Source organism: Roseovarius sp. SK2 (assembly GCF_028807495.1).
GTDB lineage: Bacteria > Pseudomonadota > Alphaproteobacteria > Rhodobacterales > Rhodobacteraceae > Roseovarius > Roseovarius confluentis.
The window spans coordinates 417,327-439,219 of record NZ_JARAMK010000002.1 but is presented as its reverse complement, the minus strand read 5'-3'; the positions used below and the strand labels follow the sequence as shown (position 1 = coordinate 439,219).

General features: G+C 63.0%; 16 protein-coding genes. 13 read left to right on the top strand and 3 right to left on the bottom strand.

The window, feature by feature from the left end; all coding sequences use genetic code 11:
- The first annotated feature begins 152 nt into the window (after window positions 1–152).
- Window positions 153–578, top strand: coding sequence for a 50S ribosomal protein L11 (gene rplK, locus PVV74_RS06390; protein ID WP_103762101.1), 426 nt, complete (start codon window positions 153–155; stop codon window positions 576–578).
- A gap of 1 nt (window position 579) precedes the next feature.
- The gene (gene rplA, locus PVV74_RS06385; protein WP_103762102.1) at window positions 580–1,278 is read left to right on the top strand and encodes a 50S ribosomal protein L1; all 699 of its coding nucleotides are present in this window, start codon (window positions 580–582) and stop codon (window positions 1,276–1,278) included.
- Window positions 1,279–1,347: 69 nt separating this feature from the next.
- Here rplA and PVV74_RS06380 read toward each other — a convergent pair whose 3' ends face one another.
- The gene (locus tag PVV74_RS06380) at window positions 1,348–2,334 is read right to left on the bottom strand and encodes a response regulator transcription factor (RefSeq protein WP_274592622.1); all 987 of its coding nucleotides are present in this window, start codon (window positions 2,332–2,334) and stop codon (window positions 1,348–1,350) included.
- Window positions 2,335–2,875: 541 nt separating this feature from the next.
- On the opposite strand from PVV74_RS06380, the gene rplJ reads away from it, so the two are divergent.
- From rplJ to PVV74_RS06350, 6 genes are all read left to right on the top strand, one after another.
- On the top strand, window positions 2,876–3,394 hold the full coding sequence (gene rplJ, locus PVV74_RS06375) for a 50S ribosomal protein L10 (RefSeq protein ID WP_103762104.1): 519 nt from the start codon (window positions 2,876–2,878) through the stop codon (window positions 3,392–3,394).
- Between the two features lie 72 nt (window positions 3,395–3,466).
- Window positions 3,467–3,847, top strand: a complete 381-nt coding sequence (rplL, locus tag PVV74_RS06370; protein ID WP_103762105.1) for a 50S ribosomal protein L7/L12 — start codon at window positions 3,467–3,469, stop codon at window positions 3,845–3,847.
- Window positions 3,848–4,171: 324 nt separating this feature from the next.
- Window positions 4,172–8,338, top strand: a complete 4,167-nt coding sequence (gene rpoB, locus PVV74_RS06365) for a DNA-directed RNA polymerase subunit beta (protein WP_274592621.1) — start codon at window positions 4,172–4,174, stop codon at window positions 8,336–8,338.
- A 91-nt stretch (window positions 8,339–8,429) separates the two neighbouring features.
- Window positions 8,430–12,671, top strand: coding sequence for a DNA-directed RNA polymerase subunit beta' (gene rpoC / locus PVV74_RS06360; RefSeq protein WP_274592620.1), 4,242 nt, complete (start codon window positions 8,430–8,432; stop codon window positions 12,669–12,671).
- 126 nt (window positions 12,672–12,797) lie between these two features.
- A complete protein-coding gene (locus tag PVV74_RS06355) occupies window positions 12,798–14,231 on the top strand; it encodes an amidase (protein ID WP_274592619.1) in 1,434 nt (477 codons plus the stop codon).
- Complete coding sequence (locus PVV74_RS06350) at window positions 14,228–14,725, top strand: L,D-transpeptidase family protein (protein ID WP_274592618.1); 498 nt, start codon at window positions 14,228–14,230, stop codon at window positions 14,723–14,725. The genes PVV74_RS06355 and PVV74_RS06350 overlap by 4 nt, the downstream gene beginning before the upstream one ends.
- Before the next feature lie 327 nt (window positions 14,726–15,052).
- Here PVV74_RS06350 and PVV74_RS06345 read toward each other — a convergent pair whose 3' ends face one another.
- Window positions 15,053–15,706, bottom strand: a complete 654-nt coding sequence (locus PVV74_RS06345) for a YggS family pyridoxal phosphate-dependent enzyme (RefSeq protein WP_274592617.1) — start codon at window positions 15,704–15,706, stop codon at window positions 15,053–15,055.
- A 173-nt stretch (window positions 15,707–15,879) separates the two neighbouring features.
- On the opposite strand from PVV74_RS06345, the gene PVV74_RS06340 reads away from it, so the two are divergent.
- Window positions 15,880–16,368: a DUF3576 domain-containing protein gene (locus tag PVV74_RS06340; protein WP_103762110.1), complete on the top strand. Its 489-nt coding sequence runs from the start codon at window positions 15,880–15,882 to the stop codon at window positions 16,366–16,368.
- A 19-nt stretch (window positions 16,369–16,387) separates the two neighbouring features.
- Here the strand turns inward: PVV74_RS06340 and PVV74_RS06335 are convergent, their stop codons facing one another.
- On the bottom strand, window positions 16,388–17,635 hold the full coding sequence (locus tag PVV74_RS06335; protein WP_274592616.1) for a glycosyltransferase: 1,248 nt from the start codon (window positions 17,633–17,635) through the stop codon (window positions 16,388–16,390).
- On the opposite strand from PVV74_RS06335, the gene PVV74_RS06330 reads away from it, so the two are divergent.
- From PVV74_RS06330 to holA, 4 genes are read left to right on the top strand one after another with little or no spacing between them, the layout of a single operon-like run.
- Window positions 17,615–17,812, top strand: a complete 198-nt coding sequence (locus PVV74_RS06330; protein ID WP_146049976.1) for a hypothetical protein — start codon at window positions 17,615–17,617, stop codon at window positions 17,810–17,812. The genes PVV74_RS06335 and PVV74_RS06330 overlap by 21 nt on opposite strands.
- A gap of 22 nt (window positions 17,813–17,834) precedes the next feature.
- Window positions 17,835–20,387 carry a leucine--tRNA ligase gene (gene leuS, locus PVV74_RS06325; RefSeq protein ID WP_274592615.1) on the top strand — a complete coding sequence of 851 codons (2,553 nt, stop codon included), beginning with the start codon at window positions 17,835–17,837 and terminating at the stop codon, window positions 20,385–20,387.
- On the top strand, window positions 20,374–20,865 hold the full coding sequence (lptE, locus tag PVV74_RS06320) for an LPS assembly lipoprotein LptE (protein ID WP_274592614.1): 492 nt from the start codon (window positions 20,374–20,376) through the stop codon (window positions 20,863–20,865). Before leuS ends, lptE begins: the two co-directional genes overlap by 14 nt.
- Window positions 20,862–21,887: a DNA polymerase III subunit delta gene (gene holA / locus PVV74_RS06315; RefSeq protein ID WP_274592613.1), complete on the top strand. Its 1,026-nt coding sequence runs from the start codon at window positions 20,862–20,864 to the stop codon at window positions 21,885–21,887. The genes lptE and holA overlap by 4 nt, the downstream gene beginning before the upstream one ends.
- The last annotated feature ends 6 nt before the right edge of the window (window positions 21,888–21,893 follow it).

Genomic DNA, 21,893 nt, shown 5'->3' with positions numbered 1-21,893 from the left:
TGCAATAATGGAATTGCCCCGGTATGTCGCCGCAATTGCCCCGAGGGGCGATTCATCCATGTGGGAGGCGAGGCGGTCGCGATCGTCGGACCTGACCACATCAACATAGGCCTAGGGGCGCGCCCCGAGGCTGTTTGAAAAGGAGAAGGCCAATGGCCAAGAAACTTGCCGGCACCATGAAGCTTCAGGTGCCTGCCGGACAAGCGAACCCGTCCCCGCCGGTTGGTCCGGCGCTGGGTCAGCGCGGCATCAACATCATGGAATTCTGCAAGGCGTTCAACGCTAAGACGCAGGAGATGGAGCCCGGTGCACCGTGCCCGACCGTGATCACCTACTACCAGGACAAGTCCTTTGAAATGGACATCAAGACGCCGCCGGCGTCGTACTACCTGAAGAAGGCTGCAAAGCTGAAATCGGGCTCCAAGACCCCGGGTCGCGAAAGCGTTGCCACGGTGAGCCCCAAGCAGCTGCGCGAGATCGCGGAAGCGAAGTGGAGAGACCTGAACGCGAACGACGTCGAATCCGCGATGAAGATCATCGCAGGGTCCGCGCGCTCCATGGGCATCGAGGTGAAGTAAGATGGCGAAACTTGGAAAACGTACCCGCGCCGCCCGCGAAGCCTTTGCGGACAAGATTAACGTGACGGTCGAAGAGGCTGTCGCCCTGGTCAAGAACCACGCCAGCGCGAAATTCGACGAGACCGTCGAGATCGCCGTGAACCTGGGTGTGAACCCGCGCCACGCCGACCAGATGGTCCGTGGCGTCGTCGGCCTGCCGAACGGCACCGGCAAGGACGTGCGTGTTGCCGTTTTCGCCCGTGGCGCGAAGGCTGACGAGGCGCAGGAAGCCGGGGCCGATATCGTCGGCGCCGAGGACCTGATGGAAACCATCCAGGGCGGCGAGATCAACTTTGACCGCTGCATCGCGACCCCGGACATGATGCCCATCGTGGGCCGTCTGGGCAAGGTGCTGGGCCCGCGCAACCTGATGCCGAACCCCAAGGTCGGCACGGTGACGATGGACGTGGCCGACGCCGTGAAAGCCGCCAAGGGCGGTGAAGTGCAGTTCAAGGTCGAGAAGGCCGGTGTGGTGCACGCAGGGATTGGCAAGGCGTCGTTCGACGAAGGCAAGCTGGTCGAGAACGTCCGCGCCTTTATCGACGCGGTGCAAAAGGCGAAACCCGCCGGCGCGAAAGGCACCTACATGAAGAAGGTGGCGCTGAGCTCGACCATGGGTCCGGGCGTCAGCATCGCGATTGAAAGCGCCGTGACCGAGTAAGCGCACACGTTTCGAGATTGAAAAGGCCCCCGAGAGTTTCGGGGGCCTTTTTCGTTGAGAGCAGGGTGGTCAGCCAGATGCACTGCCCTTGCCGGGCCAGCTTTCTTCCGGCGCGTCATGCTCATCCAGGCGTTTCCGTCGGGTGCTTTCAAGCGCCGCGACGAGCGCCTCGGTGCCGTTGCTGCCGGGCTTCCACTCGAACGGGGTCACGTCGCCGATGGCGGCCGTGACGTTCATCGGCCTGCCATCGTTGAAATGCGAATCGACGCGCTGGAGGATGGCTTGCAATCTCTGGCCGATCTGGTCGAAGCCGGATCGCCATCCGTCCTCGACCACGCAGAGGAATTCGCCATTTCCGGTATATGCGACCAAAAACTGGTGCCCGTCGAGCAGAACCGAAATCGCTTCGCTGATATCGGTTACGAGGCATTCGAATTCGTAGGCGGTGCACCGGGCGTGAAGGTCGGCGATATCGTTGATGCCGATGGCGAAGGCGGCCGAACCGAAAACCTTCTTGCGGGCCATGACGGCGACGTAATTTTGCAGCGCGCGATGATCGATCACGCCGTCGATGTCTTGCGGATGGAACGGTACGTCCAGGGGCAGGGGGGCGTCGCCTTCCGCCGCAATGGTTTCGGCGTTTGGCGGAGTCGTGTCGGTCGACGGCATTTCGGACTTGGCGACAAGGTTTTCGATCTGGGCGATCCTTTGGCGCAGTTCGTCGATGTCGAAGGGCTTGGGGATAAAGTCGCTCGCGCCAGCCGCGAAGGCCTGATCGAGCGATGCCTTGTCTGACATCGCGGTCAGCATGACGATCGGTGTCAGCTGGTGGTCGGGGCGGTCCCGCAGGATGTGGCATAGATCTATGCCGTTGGTTCCGGGCATCTGGATGTCGACGAGGAAGCAGTCGATCGGCTGACCGTCCGGGTCGGCCACCACGCCGAGCGCGTCGACCACGCAGGGGGCCTTGGACAGGGTGTGCCTGCCGTCCTGCGTGATCAGAAGTTCCAGCAGGTCGAGGATAGCCGGTTCGTCATCTACTGCGAGCAGGTGCATGTCGTGCCTCATATCAAGCGTTTGGTCCCGGGCAATCGGCGCACCGGGAGCACTGGTACAATCAGAAGGAGAAAGAAGGCGCGAGCGAGGCAGGAAATCGTTAATATTTCAACGCCTGCTTTTCTCGGTACGGGTCGGAGGCCCGGGTGACGCGGCGTTTTCGGGTCGAGACTTGCGCGTCGGGCGCGGGCGTGTCAGAGTGTCGCCCACGCTGCATGAGATCGTATCCGGCCGCGCAAGTTTGCCTGTCGTGGCAGGCGATGAATTTCCCTCTTGGCATTTGCCGCCATGCGGCATAAACACCGGCCTTGCGCGTATGGCTCGAATCGTCGGGCCATTTGCGTTTCGTCCGAGACGGTGGGTGACCGGGATATGCCGGTCATAAATCCTGCCTGAGACGGGAAAGACCAGAATTCTCGAGGTTCTCCTTGGTATCAAGGCGTGCCCCGGCTGGCTCAGCCCCGTTAGCGGACCCTTTGCCGGGTCGTGAGTGGCCCGGTGGTACTGAGCCGGGGGACACCCCCAAATTTGGAGTGAAACTGTGGATAGAGCCCAGAAAGAGAAAGTGGTCGACGAACTCGGCCAGATCTTCGAAAGCTCTGGCGTCGTTGTGGTTGCCCACTACGAAGGCCTTACAGTTGCGGAGATGCAAGACCTGCGCGCCCGTGCGCGCGAGGCCGAAGCATCTGTTCGCGTTGCCAAGAACAGGCTCGCAAAGATCGCCCTTGAGGGCAAGCCGTGCGCAAGCATTGCGGATTACCTCTCGGGCATGACCGTGCTCACCTTTTCCGAAGACCCCGTGGCAGCAGCCAAGGTCGCGGAAGGTTTCGCCAAGGACAACAAGAAGTTTGAAATCCTTGGTGGCGCCATGGGTGAGACGGCCCTGGACCGGGCCGGTGTCGAAGCCACGTCGAAACTGCCGTCGCGCGAGGAGCTTATCTCCACCATCGCCGGCATGCTTGGCGCACCCGCTTCGAACATCGCCGGTGCGATCGGCGCACCTGCAAGCAACATCGCGAGCATCCTTTCGACCATCGAAGAGAAGGCGGAAGCAGCGTAAGCAACTGCAAGTCCTGCGTACGGGTTGCAATACCGACGTTGGAACACATCTTAGAACGGAAAGAGCTGAAAAATGGCTGATCTGAAAAAACTTGCTGAAGAGATCGTTGGTCTGACGCTTCTCGAAGCACAAGAACTGAAAACCATCCTGAAAGACGAGTACGGCATCGAGCCCGCTTCCGGCGGCGCTGTCATGATGGCGGGCCCGGCGGATGCAGGCGGCGGCGACGCGGCCGAAGAGCAAACCGAATTCGACGTCATCCTGAAGTCGGCCGGCGCCTCCAAGATCAACGTGATCAAGGAAGTCCGCGCCATCACCGGCCTGGGCCTCAAGGAAGCGAAAGACCTGGTCGAAGCCGGCGGCAAAGCCGTCAAGGAAGGCGTCGACAAGGCCGAAGCAGACGACATCAAGGGCAAGCTGGAAGCAGCTGGCGCCGAAGTCGAACTCAAGTGATCCCGGCGTCGGCGGGATTATCCCGGACCTGATCCGGGATCTCTCGCCGATGTGACGACGTCCCGGATCAAATCCGCGGCGGGATCGTATGAAAACAGGCTGGACCGGGCAAAATCCCGGTCCAGCCGAACCTGTCTCAGAGAGGGCCTTGCGCCGCGCCACGACATGTTCGGGCGAGACCCTCTCTCAGGCGAGGTTCAACGATCGGGTGGCCCCTTGTGGGATTGGGGCCAAGAATGGATCGTTCCCGCCTCTCTCGGGTGGCTCTGCCGCTGTGGCCCGACAGCGTGCAGGACCGGTGAGAAATGAAAGGTGACTTGTCACATGGCGCAAAGCTTCCTTGGCCAGAAACGTCTTCGTAAATATTATGGCAAAATCCGTGAAGTTCTGGAGATGCCGAACCTCATCGAGGTGCAGAAATCCTCGTATGATCTTTTCCTGAAATCCGGCGACCAGCCCGAGCCCATGGACGGCGAAGGCATCAAGGGCGTCTTTCAGTCGGTGTTCCCGATCAAGGATTTCAACGAGACCGCGGTTCTCGAATTTGTCGATTACGAGCTGGAAAAGCCGAAATACGACGTCGAGGAGTGCATGCAGCGCGACATGACGTATAGCGCCCCGTTGAAGGTGACGCTGCGGCTGATCGTGTTCGACGTGGACGAGGACACCGGCGCCAAGTCCGTGAAGGACATCAAGGAACAGGACGTCTTCATGGGCGACATGCCCCTGATGACGCCCAACGGTACCTTCGTGGTCAACGGAACCGAGCGCGTGATCGTTTCCCAGATGCACCGTTCGCCCGGTGTGTTCTTCGACCATGACAAGGGCAAGACGCACTCGTCCGGCAAACTGCTGTTCGCCTGCCGCATCATTCCCTACCGCGGCAGCTGGCTGGACTTCGAGTTCGACGCCAAGGACATCGTGTTCGCCCGGATCGACCGCCGCCGCAAACTGCCTGTGACCACGCTCCTCTATGCGCTGGGGCTGGACCAGGAAGACATCATGACGGCCTATTACGATACGGTCGATTACAAGCTGAAGAAGAAAAAGGGCTGGGCCACCAAGTTCTTCCCCGAGCGCGTGCGCGGCACGCGTCCGACCTATGACCTTGTCGACGCCAAGTCCGGAGAAGTGATTGCCGAGGCGGGCAAGAAGGTCACGCCGCGCGCGGTCAAGAAGCTGATCGACGAAGGCGAAGTCACCGAACTGCTGGTGCCTTACGAGCAGATCGCGGGCAAGTTCGTGGCGCGCGACATCATCAACGAGGAAACCGGCGCGATCTATGTCGAAGCCGGGGACGAGCTGACGATCGAGCGCGACAAGGATGGCGAGATCATCGGCGGCACCGTGCAGGAGCTGATCGAGGCGGGCATCACCGATATCCCGGTGCTGGACATCGACAACATCAATGTTGGTCCGTACATGCGCAATACCATGGCGCAGGACAAGAACATGAACCGCGAAACCGCGCTCATGGATATCTACCGCGTCATGCGCCCGGGCGAGCCGCCCACCGAGGAAGCCGCAAGCGCGCTCTTCGACACGCTGTTCTTCGATTCCGAGCGCTATGACCTGAGCGCCGTGGGCCGAGTGAAGATGAACATGCGTCTGAACCTCGACAAGCCGGACACCCAGCGCACGCTGGACCGGTCGGACATCGTGGCCTGCGTCAAGGCGCTGGTGGAACTGCGCGACGGCAAGGGTGACATCGACGATATCGACCACCTTGGGAACCGCCGGGTCCGCTCGGTCGGTGAGCTGATGGAAAACCAGTACCGCGTCGGCCTTCTGCGGATGGAACGCGCGATCAAGGAACGCATGTCATCGGTCGAGATCGACACGGTGATGCCGCAGGACCTGATCAACGCGAAGCCTGCTGCCGCTGCCGTGCGCGAGTTCTTCGGCTCGTCGCAGCTCAGCCAGTTCATGGACCAGACCAACCCGCTGTCGGAAGTGACGCACAAGCGCCGCCTGTCGGCGCTTGGACCGGGCGGCCTGACGCGCGAGCGCGCAGGCTTCGAGGTGCGCGACGTTCACCCGACCCACTATGGCCGGATGTGCCCGATCGAGACGCCGGAAGGCCCGAACATCGGTCTGATCAACAGCCTTGCCACGTTTGCGCGGGTCAACAAGTACGGCTTCATCGAAACGCCCTATCGCAAGGTCGAGGGCGGACAGGTGACGGACGACGTGACCTACATGTCGGCAACCGAGGAAATGCGCCATACCGTGGCGCAGGCCAACGCGACGCTGGATGATAAAGGCAAGTTCGTCAACGAGATGGTCAACACCCGGCAATCGGGCGAATACATGCTGGCCCCGGTCGAGCATGTGGACCTGATCGACGTCAGTCCGAAACAGCTGGTGTCGGTTGCGGCCTCGCTGATCCCGTTCCTGGAAAACGACGACGCCAACCGCGCCCTGATGGGCTCGAACATGCAACGGCAGGCGGTTCCCACGCTGCGCTCCGAGGCGCCGCTGGTCGGCACCGGGATCGAGGGCGTTGTGGCCCGCGACTCGGGCGCGTCGGTTCTGGCACGCCGAGCCGGTGTAATCGACCAGGTGGACGCAAGCCGGATCGTGATCCGGGCCACCGAGGACCTGGAAATCGGCGACCCGGGCGTGGACATCTACCGGATGCGCAAGTTCCAGCGGTCGAACCAGAACACCTGTATCAACCAGCAACCGCTGGTGAAGGTGGGCGACACGGTGCAGAAAGGCGAGGTGATCGCCGACGGCCCGTCGACCGACCTTGGTGAACTGGCCTTGGGCAAGAACGTGCTGGTCGCGTTCATGCCGTGGAACGGCTACAACTTCGAGGACTCGATCCTGATTTCCGAGCGGATCGCACGAGACGACGTCTTCACCTCGATCCACATCGAGGAATTCGAGGTGGCCGCCCGCGACACCAAGCTGGGACCGGAAGAGATCACCCGCGACATCCCGAACGTCGGCGAGGAAGCCCTGCGCAACCTCGACGAGGCGGGCATCGTCTATATCGGTGCCGACGTGGAGCCGGGCGATATCCTCGTGGGCAAGATCACGCCGAAGGGTGAAAGCCCGATGACGCCGGAGGAAAAACTGCTCCGCGCCATCTTTGGTGAGAAAGCGTCGGACGTGCGCGACACCTCGCTGCGGGTGAAGCCGGGCGACTATGGCACGGTCGTGGAAGTGCGGGTCTTCAACCGTCACGGCGTCGAGAAGGACGAGCGTGCGCTGCAGATCGAGCGTGAAGAGGTCGAGCGTCTGGCGCGGGACCGCGACGACGAGCTGGCGATCCTGGATCGCAACATCTATGCCCGTCTGAAATCGCTGATCCTCGGCAAGACTGCGGTGAAAGGCCCGAAAGGCGTCAAGGCGAACTCGGAAATCACCGAGGAATTGCTGGAAACGCTGAGCCGTGGCCAATGGTGGCAGCTTGCGCTGAAGGACGAGAAAGACGCGCAGATTGTCGAGGCCCTGAACGAGCAGTACGAGGCGCAGAAACGCACCTTGGATGCCCGTTTCGAGGACAAGGTTGAGAAGGTCCGCCGGGGCGATGACCTGCCGCCGGGCGTGATGAAGATGGTCAAGGTCTTCATCGCCGTGAAGCGCAAGCTTCAGCCGGGTGACAAGATGGCTGGCCGTCACGGCAACAAGGGGGTGATCTCCAAGGTCGTACCGATGGAAGACATGCCGTTCCTGTCGGACGGCACGCCGGTTGACTTCTGCCTCAACCCGCTGGGTGTGCCGTCGCGGATGAACGTCGGGCAGATCCTTGAAACCCATATGGGGTGGGCCGCGCGCGGTCTGGGCATCAAGATCGACGAGGCGCTGCAGGACTATCGCCGCACCGGCGACCTGACACCCGTGCGCGAGGCGATGCACCATGCCTATGGCGACGATGTCTATGACGAGGGCATCGCCAACATGGACGAGGCAGCGCTGATCGAGGCGGCAGGCAACGTCACCCGCGGTGTTCCGATCGCGACGCCGGTCTTTGACGGCGCGAAGGAGCCTGATGTCAACGACGCGCTGAAACGCGCCGGGTTCGACGAAAGCGGCCAGTCGGTCCTGTTCGACGGGCGCACGGGCGAGCAGTTTGCACGTCCCGTCACCGTGGGCGTCAAGTACCTGCTGAAGCTGCACCACCTGGTGGACGACAAGATCCACGCGCGCTCGACCGGGCCGTACAGCCTTGTGACCCAGCAACCGCTGGGCGGCAAGGCGCAGTTCGGTGGCCAGCGCTTCGGGGAAATGGAGGTCTGGGCGCTGGAAGCGTACGGCGCCGCCTACACCCTGCAGGAGATGCTGACCGTCAAGTCGGACGACGTGGCAGGCCGGACCAAGGTCTACGAGTCGATCGTCAAGGGCGAGGACAACTTCGAGGCCGGTGTGCCAGAGAGCTTCAACGTGCTCGTGAAGGAAGTCCGTGGCCTGGGCCTGAATATGGAGCTGTTGGACGCGGAGGATGACGAGGAAGACCCGTCTTCCGACATCGCGGCGGAATAACGTGGGTTGTCACCCACCCTACGGGCCAATCGTAGGGTGGGTGAAACCCTCGCGTCGTCCCTCCTACGCTCCTCTTTTTTAGGAATTCGAAATGAACCAAGAACTGACAAACAACCCGTTCAACCCCGCCGCACCGGCGAAGGTGTTCGACGAAATCAAGGTGTCGCTGGCCAGCCCGGAACGCATCCTGTCTTGGTCGTATGGCGAGATCAAGAAGCCGGAAACCATCAACTACCGCACGTTCAAGCCCGAGCGTGACGGCCTGTTCTGCGCGCGTATCTTTGGCCCGATCAAGGACTACGAATGCCTGTGCGGCAAGTACAAGCGCATGAAGTATCGCGGCGTCGTCTGCGAGAAATGCGGTGTGGAAGTCACGCTGCAAAAGGTCCGCCGCGAGCGGATGGGCCATATCGAACTGGCGGCTCCTTGCGCGCATATCTGGTTCCTGAAGTCGCTGCCCAGCCGCATCGGCCTGATGCTGGATATGACGCTGCGCGATCTGGAACGCGTGCTCTACTTCGAGAACTACGTGGTGATCGAGCCGGGCCTGACGGACCTGACCTATGGCCAGATGCTGACGGAAGAGGAATTCATGGATGCGCAGGACGCGTATGGCATGGATGCCTTCACCGCCAATATCGGCGCCGAGGCGATCCGCGACATGCTGGCGAATATCGACCTTGAATCCGAGGCCGAGAACCTGCGCGCCGACCTGGCCGAGGCCACGGGCGAGCTGAAGCCGAAGAAAATCATCAAGCGTCTGAAAGTCGTCGAGAGCTTCATCGAGTCCGGCAACCGTCCGGAATGGATGGTTATGACGGTCATTCCGGTCATTCCGCCGGAACTGCGCCCGCTGGTGCCGCTGGACGGTGGCCGGTTCGCGACGTCGGACCTGAACGACCTGTATCGCCGGGTTATCAACCGGAACAACCGCCTGAAGCGGCTGATCGAGCTGCGCGCGCCCGACATCATCGTCCGCAACGAAAAGCGGATGCTGCAAGAATCCGTGGACGCTCTGTTCGACAACGGTCGTCGCGGCCGCGTGATCACGGGCGCCAACAAGCGTCCGCTGAAATCGCTTAGCGACATGCTGAAAGGCAAGCAGGGCCGCTTCCGCCAGAACCTTCTGGGCAAGCGCGTCGACTTCTCGGGCCGATCGGTCATCGTGACCGGGCCGGAGTTGAAGCTGCACCAGTGCGGCCTGCCCAAGAAGATGGCGCTGGAGCTGTTCAAGCCGTTCATCTATTCGCGTCTGGAGGCCAAGGGCCTGTCGAGCACCGTGAAGCAGGCCAAGAAGCTGGTGGAAAAAGAGCGCCCCGAAGTCTGGGACATCCTGGACGAGGTGATCCGCGAGCACCCGGTCATGCTGAACCGTGCGCCGACGCTGCACCGCCTGGGTATCCAGGCGTTCGAGCCCACGCTGATCGAAGGCAAGGCGATCCAGCTTCACCCGCTGGTGTGTTCGGCCTTCAACGCCGACTTCGACGGTGACCAGATGGCCGTGCACGTGCCGCTGAGCCTTGAGGCACAGCTGGAAGCGCGGGTCCTGATGATGTCGACGAACAACGTTCTGTCGCCTGCCAACGGCGCGCCGATCATCGTGCCGTCGCAGGACATGGTCCTGGGGCTCTACTATACCTCGATCATGCGCGAAGGCATGAAGGGCGAAGGCATGAGCTTTGCCTCGGTCGACGAGGTGCAGCACGCGCTGGACTCCGGCGAGGTGCACCTGCACGCCAAGATCAACGCACGTCTGCCCCAGATCGATGAGACCGGGCAGGAGGTGATCCAACGCTTCGAGACCACGCCGGGCCGGGTACGTATCGGGGGCTTGCTGCCGATGAACGCCAAGGCGCCGTTCGAGCTGGTCAACAAGCTGCTGCGCAAGAAAGAGGTGCAGCAGGTCATCGACACCGTCTATCGCTATTGCGGTCAGAAAGAGTCGGTCATCTTCTGTGACCAGATCATGAGCATGGGCTTCAAGGAAGCGTTCCGCGCCGGCATCTCGTTCGGCAAGGACGACATGGTGATCCCTGACGGCAAGTGGGGCATCGTGGAAGAAACCCGTGAGCAGGTCAAAGGCTTTGAACAGCAGTACATGGACGGTCTGATCACCCAGGGCGAGAAGTACAACAAGGTGGTCGACGCCTGGTCGAAATGTAACGACCAGGTCACCGAGGCGATGATGGGCTCCATCTCGGCCGAGGTGAAGGACGAAAGTGGCGCCGTCGCGGAACCCAACAGCGTCTACATGATGGCGCACTCGGGTGCTCGTGGCTCGGTCACGCAGATGAAACAGCTGGGCGGCATGCGCGGCCTGATGGCCAAGCCGAACGGCGACATCATCGAGACGCCGATCATCTCGAACTTCAAGGAAGGTCTGACCGTTCTTGAATACTTCAACTCGACCCACGGCGCGCGGAAAGGTCTGTCTGACACCGCGTTGAAGACGGCGAACTCGGGTTACCTGACCCGGCGTCTGGTGGACGTGGCGCAGGACTGCATCGTGCGCGAGCATGATTGCGGCACCGACCGCGCGATCACTGCGGAACCTGCCGTCAACGACGGTGAGATCGTGGCGTCGCTGGCAGAACGTGTGCTGGGCCGTGTCGCGGCCGAGGACATCGTGAACCCGGTGTCGGGCGAAGTGATCGTGGCCGAAGGCCAGCTGATTGACGAACGTCTGTCGGACGCTGTCGACCAGGCCGCCGTGCAGACCGCACGTATCCGCAGCCCGCTGACCTGCGAGGCCGAAGATGGCGTCTGTGCGATGTGCTATGGTCGTGACCTGGCGCGCGGTACGATGGTGAACACCGGCGAGGCCGTGGGCATCATCGCGGCGCAGTCGATCGGTGAGCCGGGCACGCAGCTGACGATGCGGACCTTCCACATCGGCGGCGTCGCTCAGGGTGGTCAGCAATCCTTCCTGGAGGCCAGCCAAGGCGGCAAGATCGCGTTCGAGAACGCCCAGACACTGGAAAACTCCAGCGGCGAGACGCTGGTCATGGGCCGCAACATGAAAGTGTTGATCAAGGGCGAGAAGGATGTCGAACTGGCCAGCCACAAGGTTGGCTATGGCACCAAGCTGTTCGTCAAGGACGGCGACAGCGTGGCACGTGGCGACAAGCTGTTCGAGTGGGATCCCTATACCCTGCCGATCCTGGCCGAGAAGAGCGGTACGGCGAAGTTCGTCGACCTGACCGTGGGTGTGTCGGTGCGTGACGTGACCGATGATGCCACCGGCATGACGCAGAAGATCGTGTCCGACTGGCGTGCAGCGCCCAAGGGCAACGAGCTGAAGCCCGAGATCCTGATCGCCGACAAGGATGGCGAGCCGGTCCGCAATGACGCGGGTAACCCGGTGACCTATCCGATGTCGGTGGATGCGATCCTGTCCATCGAAGAAGGTCAGGAAGTGCATGCGGGTGACGTGGTTGCGCGTATTCCGCGGGAAGGCGCCAAGACCAAGGACATCACCGGTGGTCTGCCGCGTGTGGCCGAGCTTTTCGAGGCGCGCCGCCCCAAGGACCACGCCATCATCGCCGAAATCGACGGCTACGTTCGCTATGGGCGCGACTACAAGAACAAGCGCCGTATCAGCATCGAGCCTGCCGACGAGTCGATGGAGCCGGTCGAGTACATGGTGCCCAAGGGCAAGCACATTCCGGTTCAGGAAGGTGACTATGTCCAGAAGGGTGACTACATCATGGACGGCAACCCGGCGCCGCATGACATCCTGTCAATCATGGGTGTCGAGGCGCTCGCCGATTACATGATCGACGAGGTTCAGGACGTCTATCGCCTGCAGGGTGTGAAGATCAACGACAAGCACATCGAGGTTGTCGTGCGCCAGATGCTGCAGAAGTGGGAGATCCAGGATTCGGGTGAAACCACGCTTCTGAAGGGCGAGCATGTCGACAAGGCAGAGTTCGACGCGGCCAACGAGAAGGCGATTGCCCGTGGCAAGCGCCCGGCTCAGGGCGAGCCGATCCTTCTGGGGATCACCAAGGCGAGCTTGCAGACCCGCAGCTTCATCTCGGCGGCCTCGTTCCAGGAGACGACGCGGGTTCTGACCGAAGCCTCGGTTCAGGGCAAGCGCGACAAGCTGGTGGGCCTGAAGGAAAACGTCATCGTGGGTCGTCTGATCCCGGCCGGTACCGGCGGTGCGACGCTGAACATGCGCCAGATCGCGCAGCAGCGTGACAACGTGGTGATCGAGGCGCGTCGCGAGGAGGCCGAAGTGGCCGCCGCGCTGGCCGCCCCGGTGGACGACGTGGTCGGTGGCGACGAGTTCGACACGCTGGTCGAAACGCCGGAGAGCCGCGAGGACTGATCCGCGCAACAGAATTGAGAAAGGCCCCGTCACTGGCGGGGCCTTTTTCGTTTCAGGGATGCCGGTTGCTTCGTCGGGCTTTCAACCGTCTTCGGTTTTCGACATGGTGACCGTGTGGGAGACGCCATGACCGAAAATGATCTTTGCTATCTTTCCGCGAGGGATGTCCTGGCCCGGTTCAAGGCGCGCGACCTGTCGCCGGTTGCGTATCTGGAGGCGCTGATTGTCCGGACCGAGGCCGTAAATCCCGACCTGAACGCCTATACCGAAGCCTTTTTCGACGACGCGCTGGACGCGGCGCGCGGTGCCGAAACTGCTTATGCGAACGGCAAGGCCCGCGCGCTTGAGGGGTTGCCGGTAGCGGTCAAGGATGCGCAGCGAGTGCAGGGACAACGCACCACGCAAGGGTCTTGGTCGATGGGGCACGAGGTCGAAACGCGGTCGGATCCGATGATCGAGCGCTTGTTGGCGGCGGGAGCGATCATCCCGGCCCGCACCACCACGCCGGAATTCTGCCTGTCGGGCGTCTGCCGGTCCGAGAGGTTCGGAGTGACACGCAACCCTTTCAACCTTGGTTACAGCCCGGGCGGGTCTTCGGGCGGGTCGGCGGCGGCGCTGGCGGCGGGGATGGTACCGCTGGCCACGGGCACCGATATCGGCGGGTCGATCCGGATCCCGGCCAGCGCCTGCGGATTGGTGGGGTACAAGCCGCCGCACGGGCGCAATCCGGACGGGCCGCCGGCGAATTTCGACCGCTACAATCATTGCGGTTTCCTGAGCCGGAGCGTGACGGATTGCGCATTGGGGCAGAACATCGTTTCGGGCCCGCATCCACGGGATCACGACAGCCTGAGGGACCGCGTGGTGCTGCCGCTGGAAGGGCGCGGGCGACCGATGAAAATCGCATATTCGATGGATCTTGGATATGTTCCGATCGACGGCGACGTGCGGGACAACACGCTGGCGGCATTGGATGTTTTCCGGCAGGCGGGCTGTGACGTGACGCCGGTGGAGTTGGGTTGGGATCAACGCGTCGACCGCGCCGCGATGCAGTGGTACCTGGCAATGCATTTCGGGCGTGCACCACTTTGGGCGCTGGAGGAATACGGCGACCGGATGACGGATTACGCCATCGCCACCGCAGAGGCGGCGGCGCGGCTGGGGCCGGATGATGTGGCGCGATCCTGGGAGGCGCAGCATGAGATGTACCAGCGAATGGGTGCGATCCTCGACGCGGCGGACGTGTTCATCTGCCCGACCTTATCGGTGGGCTGCGTGCGGGCGGATCATGATCCGATAGGCCCCGGTTTCGAGGTCGCCGGGCAGGAGGTTGACCCGGAATACGGCTGGGTCCTGACGCATCAGTTCAACATGCTGCACAATTGCCCTGTCATGTCGGTGCCCACCGGGCAGGACCGGCACGGGGTGCCGACGGGGATGCAGATCGTGGGGCCCACCTTTGACGATGCGCGGGTTTTCGAGGCGGCTTATCTGTATGAAAAAATGGTGCCGGACCTGTTCCTGACCGGTGTCAAACGTCCCGGAGGGGTTGCGCAATGACGCCCGAGGATCTGGTTCTGACACCGAAGGGTGTGCGCTTCATGGGGCGCCGCTTTCCCTGCACGATCGGGCGTGGCGGGCTGTCCCGCGACAAGCGCGAGGGGGACGGCGCGACACCGGTGGGCACGCACCGGATCGTCGGGATACTCTATCGCCCCGACCGGATGGCAAGGCCCGCGGACTGGGCGGTGCCGATCCGGCCCGGTGATTTGTGGTCGGATGAGCCCAGGCACGAGGATTACAACCTCATGGTTTCAAGACCTTACCCACATTCGCACGAGGTGTTGCGGCGGGGCGATCCGCTTTATGACCTGGTGATCGTCACCGACTGGAACTGGCCGCGGGCAGAGCGCGGCAAGGGGTCTTGCATCTTTCTGCATCGCTGGCGTCGGCCGGGGTTTCCGACGGCGGGATGCGTGGCGTTCCGGCCGGATCACCTGCGCTGGATCGCGGGAAGGATTACCTTGGGGACGCGGCTGGTCGTGCCGGGGTGACGCCGCGAAACGCATGTCGGTATCGCGTCGGTATCCGGGTGGCAACGCGTCGGTGCCATCGGCGCGGCAATTTCCTTTGAAAGGAAATTGCCAAAAGTCTTTGAAAGACTTTTGGTCCCGGCGTTACTCTGGGTATTCGCGGCGTGCCTTGGCGGTGCCGTGCGGGAGGGCGCCCCAGTCGAAGCTGAAGGTGAACTCGGCTGTGTCCATGCTGGTCTAAATCGCGACGGCGGTAGAAACGGACCCGAATAGGCCCACGAAACTGTCTTGGGTCCAGGTGACGGATTGCAGCAAAGGTCAGGTCAGGACAGGGGTCGTAACCTGCGTTTAGTCGTAGTCGCGTTCGCCAAAAATTGCGCTGCCGACGCGGACATGCGTGGCGCCAAGCGCGATGGCGCGCTCGAAATCGCCGCTCATGCCCATCGACAGACCCGAAAGCCCGTTGCGTTCGGCGATCTTGGCCAAGAGGCTGAAATGCAGGCTGGGTTCCTCGTCGACGGGGGGAATGCACATGAGTCCTTCGAGCGGCAGGTCGAGCGCACGACAGTCGGCGATGAAGGCGTCCGCATCGGCAGGCATGATACCGGCCTTCTGGTCCTCTTCGCCGGTGTTGACCTGGATGAAGAGGCCGGGGCAGTGGCCTTCCTCTTGCCCCAGGCGCGCGATGGTCTTGGCCAGCTTGGGCCGATCTACGGAATGGATCGTGTCGAACAGATCGAACGCCTGCCGTGCCTTGTTGGTCTGAAGCGGGCCGATGAGGTGTAACTCGACACCTTCATACCGTTCCTTGAAATCCGGCCATTTCCCGGCCGCTTCCTGAACGCGGTTTTCGCCGAAGACGCGGTGGCCTTCGTCCAGCACGGCAGTGATCCGTTCGTTCGGCTGGACCTTGGAAACGGCGATCAGTTCAACCGATCCGGGGTTGCGCCCGGCGTCTTTTTCTGCGGTCGCGATGCGGGCTTGGATGTCATGCAGACTCATCATGGGATTCCGGGTGATTTCGGCTGCCCGCTTAGTGCCACAGGTGCGGCGCTTGCGCAAATCCGCACGCCCGTGGACCACAGTTGCGATCCATTCGGTCACTGGACCGGGAAACAACCTTGCCGATGTTGGTATGGTTGGATAATGAAGGGAAAACTGGAACGGGTGGTGGAATGTTCAAATCCCCTTTGAAAAGCGCGGTTGTGCTGTTGGCGAGTGTGGGGCTTCTGGCCTCTTGCAGTGCGTTCAGGAATGGCAAGCTGGATCCCGAGGCCTACCGCGTAGAAGGCGGGCCGAACCAGACACCGACGTCCGCGACCGGGGGCACCAGCCTGTTCGATGCGTTCAAGAGCGACGGCTCTGCCGGTATTCGGGTGAACCGTTTCCTGTGGACCGCGTCGTTGGAGGTTCTTGATTTCCTTCCGGTGCAAAGCGCGGACCCGTTCACCGGCGTGATCTCGACCGGCTACGGCAGACCGCCGGGCGGCGGGCGCGCCTATCGCGCGACCGTCCTGATCAGCGATCCGGCGCTGGATGCGCGGGCGCTGAACGTGGCGTTGCAATCGCAGAGCGGCCCGGTTGCGGCGGGCACGCAGCGCGCCATCGAGGACGCGATCCTGACCCGCGCGCGGCAATTGCGGACGCAGGCAGGCCGGTTCTGATCCGGCATCTGCGCGCCCGTCAGACGGGCGCGTTATCCATGACAGCCGAAATCCAGCGGAGCTGACGCGGCAGGCAGATCGTGTTCAGATCGTACTTGTCGCGCATCAGTTGCCGCGCGGCTGCACCCAGTCTGCCACGCGCGGTTTCGTCGTCGAGCAGGGCGCAGACCTCGTCCACCAGAGCGTCACCGTCGAAGAAATCCACCAGTCGGCCGGTCTCGTCGTGGCGAATCACCTCGCGCACCGGCGCGGTGCCGCTGGCGATGATGGCCGCGCCGCAGGACATCGCCTCCAGCAGCGACCAGCTGAGCACGAATGGGTAGGTGAGGTAGACATGCACGCGGCTGACCTGCAAAAGGCGCAGGAACTGGTCGTAAGGAATGCGCCCGAGGAAGTGAACGCGGGCGAAATCGGCGTCCGGGATCTGGCCGCGCACCTCGTCGAGGAAGATCTGCTTCCACGTCTGGCCCTTGGGCGGCGCGGCGCCGTAGCTGACCTCGTCTCCGCCGACGATCAGCACCTTTGCATTGGGACGTTCGCGCAGGAGGCGCGGCAGAGCGCGCATGAAGATGTGGTAGCCGCGATAGGGTTCCAGGTTGCGGTTGACGAAGGTTATGACCTCGTCGTCGCGCGTGACGTCGACCTGGCCGTCGATGACAAGGCGCACATCCGGCATGGGGCAGGCATTGAGCGTGTCGATGCCGTCATGCGACACGGTGATCTTGTCGCGAAACTCTGCCGGGAACGTGTCAGCCTGAAAGCGTGTGGGGCTGATGCCGGCATCCGCGAACGGGAAATGCAGGTGATTGTTGAGGTTCTTGAGGCGGATGCGCAGAGATTGCGGCCCGGGGTCGCCCTTGGCAAACTCGGGGTCGAAGTTGAGATGGGTGTCGTCGGCGAGGTGATAGAGTTCGCAATAGATCGCCAGGCGCGCCTGGGGCCAGACGTCGCGCAGGAACATCGATTCGCCCCAGCCGGGGTGGGCGAGGATGAGATCCGGCTCGAACCCTTTTTCCTTGAGCTGCCGCGCGGCGCGGTAGCACGCGTCGCCGCGGGTGACCTTGGTATCGAGGTCGACCAGCCAGGGGTGCAGGCGTTGGCCGTCGCGCTTGGGCAGCTTGTACGGCAGGATGCGGACGCCGTTCCAGTTGGCGGGTTTGTCGACCTTGAGTGTCAGCGCCACGCATTGGTGCCCGCGCGAGGCCAGAAGCGGCGCAAGGTGTTTGTACTGGCCGGGAAAATTCTGATGGATGAAGAGGATTTTCATGCAAATGCCTGCGCGTTTTTCCGGCTTATAGCTGCGGGGCGGAATTTTGCAAAATTCCGCGTCGGAAAATTTGAATTTTCCGGTCCGATTTCTTGCAAGAAACAGGTGGCGTTCGATTTTTGCCTGCTGCGCACTGGACCCTGCGGGCGCGGGGCCCTATCACGCTTTGGAGTTTGAGAAACGAGGGGCCGATCGGGTCATGTCGCGTTATTCCGCCGCTGATATCGAAGCAAGATGGCAAAAGGCCTGGGACGAGGCCGGGATTTTCCGGGCCGCGCGGTCGCAGGAGAAGCCGAAATACTACGTGCTGGAGATGTTCCCCTATCCCTCGGGGCGCATCCACATGGGGCACGTGCGCAACTATACAATGGGCGACGTGATCGCGCGCTACAAGCTGGCGACCGGGCACAGCGTGCTGCACCCGATGGGATGGGACGCCTTCGGGATGCCCGCCGAGAACGCCGCGATGGCGAGCGGGGGGCATCCCAAGGACTGGACCTATGGCAACATCGCCGACATGCGCGGGCAGATGAAGCCATTGGGCCTCAGCCTTGACTGGAGCCGGGAGTTCGCCACTTGTGACCCGGAATACTATGGCCAGCAGCAGGCGCTGTTCCTGGATTTCCTGGAAAAGGGGCTGGTTTACCGCAAGAACGCGGTCGTGAACTGGGACCCGGTGGACATGACCGTGCTGGCCAACGAGCAGGTGATCGACGGCAAGGGCTGGCGGTCTGGTGCCGAGGTCGAGAAGCGTGAGCTGACGCAATGGTTCTTCAAGATCTCCGATTTTTCGGGCGAGTTGCTCGAGGCGCTGGACGGGCTGGAGAACTGGCCCGCGAAGGTGCGGCTGATGCAGGAGAACTGGATCGGCAAGTCGCGCGGCATCGAGATTCCGTTCGCGCGGACGGATGCGGGCGACCCGATCATCTGTTACTCGACCCGGCCCGACACGATGCGCGGGGCGAGTTTCATCGCGATTTCGCCGGAGCATCCGGTGAGCCGTGAGCTGGCGAAGGACAATCCGGAACTGGCGGCGTTCATTGCCGAGACGCGCAAGATGGACACCACAGAGGCCGCGATGGAGAAGGCCGAGAAGAAGGGCATCGACACCGGGATCACGGTGCGTCATCCGGTCTGGCCCGACAAGGAACTGCCCGTCTGGGTCGGGAATTTCGTGTTGATGGATTATGGCACCGGCGCGGTCTTCGGCTGTCCGGCGCATGACCAGCGGGACCTTGATTTCGCGCGCAAGTATGGGCTTGAGGTGCGCAATGCCTTTTACCTGCCCGGGCAGGAAAAGGATGTCGAGACCGAGGCGCTGGTGCCCGCCAAGACCGAGACGGTGGTGTATATCGACCATTTCGCAGGTGTGGGTGAGGCCACCAGCCAGGAAGGCATCGACGCCACGATCGACTGGTTCGAGGAAAACGGGCTTGGCACGGGGCAGGTGAAGTACCGCCTGCGCGACTGGGGGCTGAGCCGCCAGCGGTATTGGGGCTGTCCCATTCCGGTTGTGCACTGCGAGGCCTGCGGCGTGGTGCCGGAGAAGAAAGAAAACCTGCCGGTCGAGCTGCCTTATGACGAGGGTGGCACGCCGATTGATTTTTCGATTCCGGGCAACCCGCTGGACCGGCATCCGACGTGGCGGGAGTGCAAATGCCCGAGTTGCGGCGCGGACGCGCGGCGCGAGACGGACACGATGGACACCTTCGTGGACAGCAGCTGGTATTTCGCGCGGTTCACGGCCCCCGACGCGGACACGCCGACGCGGATAGAGGATGCCGAGTACTGGATGAACGTGGACCAGTATATCGGCGGCATCGAGCACGCGATCCTGCACCTGCTGTATAGCCGGTTCTTCGCGCGGGCGATGCATATCTGCGGGCACCTGCCAGAAAAGGCGATCGAGCCGTTTGACGCGCTGTTCACGCAAGGGATGGTGACGCACGAGATCTACCAGACGAAGGACGCCAACGGCCGCCCGGTCTATCACCTGCCGGAGGACGTGACCGACGGCAAGCTGGCCGATGGCACCAAGGTTCAGATCATCCCCTCGGCCAAGATGTCGAAGTCGAAGAAGAATGTGGTCGACCCTGTCAACATCATCGAGGCCTTCGGTGCCGACACCGCGCGGTGGTTCGTCCTGTCCGACAGCCCGCCGGAGCGGGACGTGGAATGGACCGCCGCCGGGGCCGAGGCGACTTACAAACACCTGGCGCGGGTGTACCGGATCGTGTCGGAGATTGCCGGGGATACCAGCCCGGTCAATGCGTCCGAGGATGAGGCACTGGCAAAAGAAATGCACCGGGCGATTCATGACGTGACGGGCGGCGTGGAAAGCTTTGGCTTCAACGCGGCGATTGCCAAGCTTTACGGCTTTACCAATACGCTGGCCAAGTCCGGCGCGGGTGCGGAGGCGAAGAAGGAAGCGGCGAAAGTTCTGGCGCAGCTGATGTCGCCGATGACGCCGCACCTGTCCGAAGAGCTTTGGTCCGCGCTGGGCGGCGAGGGGCTGGTGGCGCAGGCGCCGTGGCCGGTGGCCGACGAGGCGATGCTGACCGATGACAACGTGACCCTGCCGATCCAGATCAACGGCAAGCGCCGGGCCGAGATCAGCGTGCCAAAGGACATGGACAAGGCAGAGGTTGAAAAAGTTGCTCTGTCGCACGAAGCTGTGGCAAGGTCGCTGGATGGGGCCCAGCCCAAGAAGGTCATCGTCGTCCCCGGGCGGATCGTGAATGTCGTCGTTTAACCGTCGTTTCGTGTTGCTGGGCCTGCCCGCCGGGCTGGCCGCCTGCGGCTTTGCGCCGGCTTATGGCCCGGGGGGTGCGGCGCAGGGGTTGCAGGATGCCGTTCTGGTGGATGCGCCGGACAGTCGGCCGGGCTATCTGCTGACCCGCCACATCGAGGACCGGCTGGGGCGCGGCGAGCGGCAGGTATACGGGCTGGGCTATTCAATCAATCTGACGGAAGAGGCCGTGGCGATCTCGCGCAGCAACGTGACGACGCGGTATAACCTGCTGGGCAACGTGAAATACGCGCTGCGCGATCTTCGCAGCAATGCGGTTGTCCTGAGCGGGCAGGCGGACAGCTTTACCTCGTACTCGGCCTCGGGGACCACCGTGGCGACGCAGGCGGCGCAGCGCGATGCCGAGGCGCGGCTGATGGTGATCCTGGCGGACCAGATCCTGAACCGGCTGACGGCCGAGGCCGGCAAGCTGCCGGCATGAAGCTGTCGCCCCGCGATGCGCCGGCCTATTTCGCACGGCCCGATCCCGACAAGACCGGCCTGCTGATTTATGGCACCGACGCGATGCGCGTGGCGCTGAAGCGGCAGGAGGTGATTGCGGCCCTTATCGGACCGCAGGGCGAGGAAGAGATGCGGCTGACGCGTATCCCGGCGGGCGATTTGCGCAAGGACCCGGCGATGCTGATGGATGCCGTCAAGGCGCAGGGGTTCTTTCCCGGCCCGCGCGTGGCCTTTGTCGAGGACGCCAACGAGACCGTGGCGCCGGTGGTGACGGCGGTGCTGGAGGATTGGCAGCCGGGGGATGCGCAGGTGGTGGTGACCGCCGGGAGCCTGAAGGCGACATCGAAGCTGCGCAAGCTGTTCGAGGGGCACAGGAACGCCTATGCGGCAGCCATCTATGACGAGCCGCCGGGCCGGGCCGAGATCGAGGCGATCCTGTCGAAGGCGGGTTTGCGGGATATCCCGCGCGAGGCGATGGCGGACCTGAATGCGCTGGCCCGCGCGCTGGACCCGGGCGATTTCCGCCAGACGATGGACAAGCTGGCGCTGTACAAGCGGGGCGATGACACGCCCTTGAGCGCCGCAGACATCGCCGCCTGTGCGCCGGTGTCGGTCGAGGCGGATCTGGATGACGTGCTGCATCTTGTGGCCGAGGCCAAGCCGGGCGAGATCGGGCCGGTGATGAAGCGGCTGCGGGCGCAGGGGGTGCAGCCGGTCGGCCTGTGCATGGCGGCGAACCGTCATTTCCGAACGCTGTTCGCGGCGGCCTGCGATCCGGGTGGGCCGGGGCAGGGCATCGCGCGGGTGCGCCCGCCGGTCTTTGGCCCCCGGCGTGACCGGATGCAACGGCAGGCGGCGCATTGGGGCGCGGCCAAGCTTGAAGAGGCGCTGGGCGTGCTGACCGACACGGACCTGCGCCTGCGCTCGGCGGGGCAGACGGCGCCGGACATGGCGCTGGTGGAGCGCGCGCTTATCCGGCTGGCGACGCTGGCGCAGCGGTAGGTTGGT

What these genes read in the sequence shown, in the direction of transcription:
- PVV74_RS06380 (WP_274592622.1), bottom strand. Translation starts at nt 2,334, where the DNA reads ATGCACCTGCTCGCAGTAGATGACGAACCGGCTATCCTCGACCTGCTG.
- rplL (WP_103762105.1), top strand. Translation starts at nt 3,467, where the DNA reads ATGGCTGATCTGAAAAAACTTGCTGAAGAGATCGTTGGTCTGACGCTT.
- rplK (WP_103762101.1), top strand. Translation starts at nt 153, where the DNA reads ATGGCCAAGAAACTTGCCGGCACCATGAAGCTTCAGGTGCCTGCCGGA.
- rpoB (WP_274592621.1), top strand. Translation starts at nt 4,172, where the DNA reads ATGGCGCAAAGCTTCCTTGGCCAGAAACGTCTTCGTAAATATTATGGC.
- rplA (WP_103762102.1), top strand. Translation starts at nt 580, where the DNA reads ATGGCGAAACTTGGAAAACGTACCCGCGCCGCCCGCGAAGCCTTTGCG.
- rpoC (WP_274592620.1), top strand. Translation starts at nt 8,430, where the DNA reads ATGAACCAAGAACTGACAAACAACCCGTTCAACCCCGCCGCACCGGCG.
- lptE (WP_274592614.1), top strand. Translation starts at nt 20,374, where the DNA reads ATGTCGTCGTTTAACCGTCGTTTCGTGTTGCTGGGCCTGCCCGCCGGG.
- PVV74_RS06355 (WP_274592619.1), top strand. Translation starts at nt 12,798, where the DNA reads ATGACCGAAAATGATCTTTGCTATCTTTCCGCGAGGGATGTCCTGGCC.
- PVV74_RS06340 (WP_103762110.1), top strand. Translation starts at nt 15,880, where the DNA reads ATGTTCAAATCCCCTTTGAAAAGCGCGGTTGTGCTGTTGGCGAGTGTG.
- PVV74_RS06335 (WP_274592616.1), bottom strand. Translation starts at nt 17,635, where the DNA reads ATGAAAATCCTCTTCATCCATCAGAATTTTCCCGGCCAGTACAAACAC.
- PVV74_RS06345 (WP_274592617.1), bottom strand. Translation starts at nt 15,706, where the DNA reads ATGAGTCTGCATGACATCCAAGCCCGCATCGCGACCGCAGAAAAAGAC.
- PVV74_RS06350 (WP_274592618.1), top strand. Translation starts at nt 14,228, where the DNA reads ATGACGCCCGAGGATCTGGTTCTGACACCGAAGGGTGTGCGCTTCATG.
- holA (WP_274592613.1), top strand. Translation starts at nt 20,862, where the DNA reads ATGAAGCTGTCGCCCCGCGATGCGCCGGCCTATTTCGCACGGCCCGAT.
- PVV74_RS06330 (WP_146049976.1), top strand. Translation starts at nt 17,615, where the DNA reads ATGGATGAAGAGGATTTTCATGCAAATGCCTGCGCGTTTTTCCGGCTT.
- leuS (WP_274592615.1), top strand. Translation starts at nt 17,835, where the DNA reads ATGTCGCGTTATTCCGCCGCTGATATCGAAGCAAGATGGCAAAAGGCC.